Annotated in this window: 2 tRNA genes and 3 rRNA genes; all 5 read right to left on the reverse strand. The window is 47.5% G+C overall.

Annotation, left to right across the window (positions count from 1 at the left end):
- Nucleotides 1–69 precede the first annotated feature (69 nt).
- Nucleotides 70–184, reverse strand: a 5S ribosomal RNA gene (gene rrf / locus PVW27_RS21175).
- A gap of 175 nt (nt 185–359) precedes the next feature.
- Nucleotides 360–3253 (reverse strand): 23S ribosomal RNA (locus PVW27_RS21180).
- A 447-nt stretch (nt 3254–3700) separates the two neighbouring features.
- A tRNA-Ala gene (locus PVW27_RS21185) sits at nt 3701–3776 on the reverse strand.
- A gap of 68 nt (nt 3777–3844) precedes the next feature.
- A tRNA-Ile gene (locus tag PVW27_RS21190) sits at nt 3845–3921 on the reverse strand.
- A gap of 61 nt (nt 3922–3982) precedes the next feature.
- Nucleotides 3983–4107, reverse strand: a 16S ribosomal RNA gene (locus PVW27_RS21195); the annotation flags it as partial.

Raw genomic sequence — 4107 nt, forward strand, 5'->3', positions numbered from 1 at the left:
CATTACTTAATCTTTTCAGCATAAAAAAATCCCCCTCAGCCTTAAGCGGAGGGGGATTTAGAATTAATGAGCTGGCGATGACTTACTCTCACATGGATAACTCCACACTACCATCAGCGCTAAGAGGTTTCACTTCTGAGTTCGGGAAGGGATCAGGTGGTTCACTCTTGCTATTGTCGCCAGCACAACTGTTTATGACTATTCGTTGGGTCTAACCTCAGAGCAGTGCTCTTCGTGCCTAACTTTCATCAAATGAGTTATTAACAGGTATATTTGAGTTGGATATTTTATCTAGCTTTATAACTAAATCAAGTTGTTTGCAGTGATTTGAACCACAACACCAACTGTTTGGGTGTTGTATAGTCAAGCCTCACGAGCAATTAGTATTGGTCAGCTTCACATATCACTATGCTTCCACATCCAACCTATCAACGTCGTAGTCTTCAACGGCTCTTTAGAGGACATAAAGTCCTAGGGAAATCTTATCTTGAGGTAGGCTTCCCGCTTAGATGCTTTCAGCGGTTATCCCTTCCGAACATAGCTACCCGGCGATGCGACTGGCGTCACAACCGGTACACCAGAGGTTCGTCCACTCTGGTCCTCTCGTACTAGGAGCAGATCCTCTCAAATTTCCAACGCCCACGGTAGATAGGGACCGAACTGTCTCACGACGTTCTAAACCCAGCTCGCGTACCTCTTTAAATGGCGAACAGCCATACCCTTGGGACCTGCTTCAGCCCCAGGATGAGATGAGCCGACATCGAGGTGCCAAACACCGCCGTCGATATGAACTCTTGGGCGGTATCAGCCTGTTATCCCCAGAGTACCTTTTATCCGTTGAGCGATGGCCCTTCCATACAGAACCACCGGATCACTAAGACCTACTTTCGTACCTGCTCGACTTGTGGGTCTCGCAGTTAAGCGCGCTTTTGCCTTTATACTCTACGCGTGATTTCCGACCACGCTGAGCGCACCTTCGTACTCCTCCGTTACTCTTTAGGAGGAGACCGCCCCAGTCAAACTACCCACCAGACATGGTCCTCGTCCCGGATAACGGGACAGAGTTAGAACCTCAATATTACCAGGGTGGTATTTCAAGATTGGCTCCACCGAAACTAGCGTCTCGGTTTCAAAGCCTCCCACCTATCCTACACAAGTAAGATCAAAGTTCAATGTCAAGCTGCAGTAAAGGTTCACGGGGTCTTTCCGTCTAGCCGCGGGTACACCGCATCTTCACGGCGAATTCGATTTCACTGAGTCTCTGCTGGAGACAGCGCCCCCATCATTATGCCATTCGTGCAGGTCGGAACTTACCCGACAAGGAATTTCGCTACCTTAGGACCGTTATAGTTACGGCCGCCGTTTACTGGGGCTTCGATCAAGAGCTTCGCTTACGCTAACCCCATCAATTAACCTTCCAGCACCGGGCAGGCATCACACCCTATACGTCCACTTTCGTGTTTGCAGAGTGCTATGTTTTTAATAAACAGTTGCAGGGGCCTGGTTTCTGTGGCTGCCAATAGCTCAAGGAGTAAATCCTATCACCGTCGGCAGCGTACCTTCTCCCGAAGTTACGGTACCATTTTGCCTAGTTCCTTCAGCAGAGTTCTCTCAAGCGCTTTGGTCTACTCGACCTGACCACCTGTGTCGGTTTCGGGTACGATTCCTATGTAACTGAAGCTTAGAGACTTTTCCTGGAAGCATGGTATCAGCCACTTCACTGTACAAGTACAGCTTGCTATCAGTTCTCAGCATAGAGTACCCCGGATTTGCCTAAGATACATGCCTACAACCTTCCACCTGGACAACCAACGCCAGGCTGACTTAACCTTCTCCGTCCTCTCATCGCATTACATAGAAGTATTGGAATATTAACCAATTTCCCATCGACTACGCCTCTCGGCCTCGCCTTAGGGGTCGACTCACCCAGCCCCGATTAACGTTGGACTGGAACCCTTGGTCTTTCAGCGTGCGAGTTTTTCACTCGCATTGTCGTTACTCACGTCAGCATTCGCACTTCTGATACCTCCAGCATACTTCTCAATACACCTTCATCGGCTTACAGAACGCTCCCCTACCACTTGCAATAAATTGCAAATCCGCAGCTTCGGCATATAGTTTTAGCCCCGTTACATCTTCCGCGCAGGCCGACTCGACTAGTGAGCTATTACGCTTTCTTTAAAGGGTGGCTGCTTCTAAGCCAACCTCCTAGCTGTCTATGCCTTCCCACATCGTTTCCCACTTAACTATAATTTTGGGGCCTTAGCTGGCGGTCTGGATTGTTTTCCTCTTGACTACGGACGTTAGCACCCGCAGTCTGTCTCCCGGATAGTACTCATTGGTATTCGGAGTTTGCATCGGTTTGGTAAGTCGGGATGACCCCCTAGCCGAAACAGTGCTCTACCCCCAATGGTATTCGTCCGAGGCGCTACCTAAATAGCTTTCGGGGAGAACCAGCTATCACCGAGTTTGATTAGCCTTTCACCCCTATCCACAAGTCATCCCCTGGCTTTTCAACGACAGTGGGTTCGGTCCTCCAGTTAGTGTTACCCAACCTTCAACCTGCTCATGGATAGATCACCCGGTTTCGGGTCTACACCCAGCAACTAAACGCCCTATTAAGACTCGATTTCTCTACGGCTCCCCTATGCGGTTAACCTTGCTACTGAATGTAAGTCGCTGACCCATTATACAAAAGGTACGCAGTCACCGAACATGTCGGCTCCCACTGCTTGTATGCATGCGGTTTCAGGATCTATTTCACTCCCCTCACAGGGGTTCTTTTCGCCTTTCCCTCACGGTACTGGTTCACTATCGGTCAGTCAGGAGTATTTAGCCTTGGAGGATGGTCCCCCCATATTCAGACAAGGTTTCACGTGCCCCGCCCTACTCGACATCATCATATCAGCCCTTTCGTGTACAGGACTATCACCCACTATGGTTGCACTTCCCAGAGCATTCCACTAAAACTGATATGACTTAATGGGCTTTTCCCCGTTCGCTCGCCGCTACTGAGGGAATCTCAATTGATTTCTTTTCCTAAGGGTACTGAGATGTTTCACTTCCCCTCGTTCGCCTCGTATGACTATGTATTCATCATACGATACCTGCCTTATGACAGGTGGGTTTCCCCATTCAGAAATCTCCGGATCACAGGATATTTGCCGCCTCCCCGGAGCTTATCGCAGGCTATTACGTCTTTCATCGCCTCTGACTGCCAAGGCATCCACCACATGCACTTAATTACTTGACTATACAACCCCAAACAGTCGTTAATCCCTACAAGTAGGATTAAGACAGCCTATGATGATTTCTCATCACTTCCTTACAGTTTGTTGTTCTGTGTACTTAAACACTGTACAGCTTCAATTCAATTCACATACCAAAACGCTTGATTCAGTTAATTTCGCTAGTAACTCATTTCTTCAATCTTCATCAATCAGTAATAAATCACTGTTAATGTCGATCTTAAAAACGAGTATGAACAAATTATTTCAACTCAAATATATTCTGTTAATGATTTTTCCAGCCTTCGTCAGGTCAGGAAACTGTGATAAATCACAGAAGTTAATAAGTTATCTACTTACTAATTTCTGTAATCCAACTTCTTAGATTAAGCTTCGTTCTATGTGTGCCTGCGCACAGCATAGCTGTTTGCTTAAATTCTCGGACAAAGCGCTGCTTTGTTTTTCCTCGAATTTGGTGGAGACTAGGAGAGTCGAACTCCTGACCTCCTGCGTGCAAAGCAGGCGCTCTACCAACTAAGCTAAGTCCCCAGCTTATCAATAAGTCAATGTTTCTGTTTTTCTGTATTCAGCATTTAACAATGCTTGTTAGTCAGATTTGGTGGGTCTGACAAGACTTGAACTTGTGACCCCACGCTTATCAAGCGTGTGCTCTAACCAACTGAGCTACAGACCCTCAGATACATCGTCATGAAGAACAACTTGTTGTGGATTCTTACCAATCGTCAATCTTTCGTTAAGGAGGTGATCCAGCCGCAGGTTCCCCTACGGCTACCTTGTTACGACTTCACCCCAGTCATCGGCCACACCGTGGTAAGCGTCCTCCTTGCGGTTAGACTACCTACTTCTGGTGCAACAAATT

Source organism: Seohaeicola sp. 4SK31, assembly GCF_028802875.1.
In the GTDB taxonomy this organism is placed as follows: Bacteria; Pseudomonadota; Alphaproteobacteria; order Rhodobacterales; family Rhodobacteraceae; genus Seohaeicola.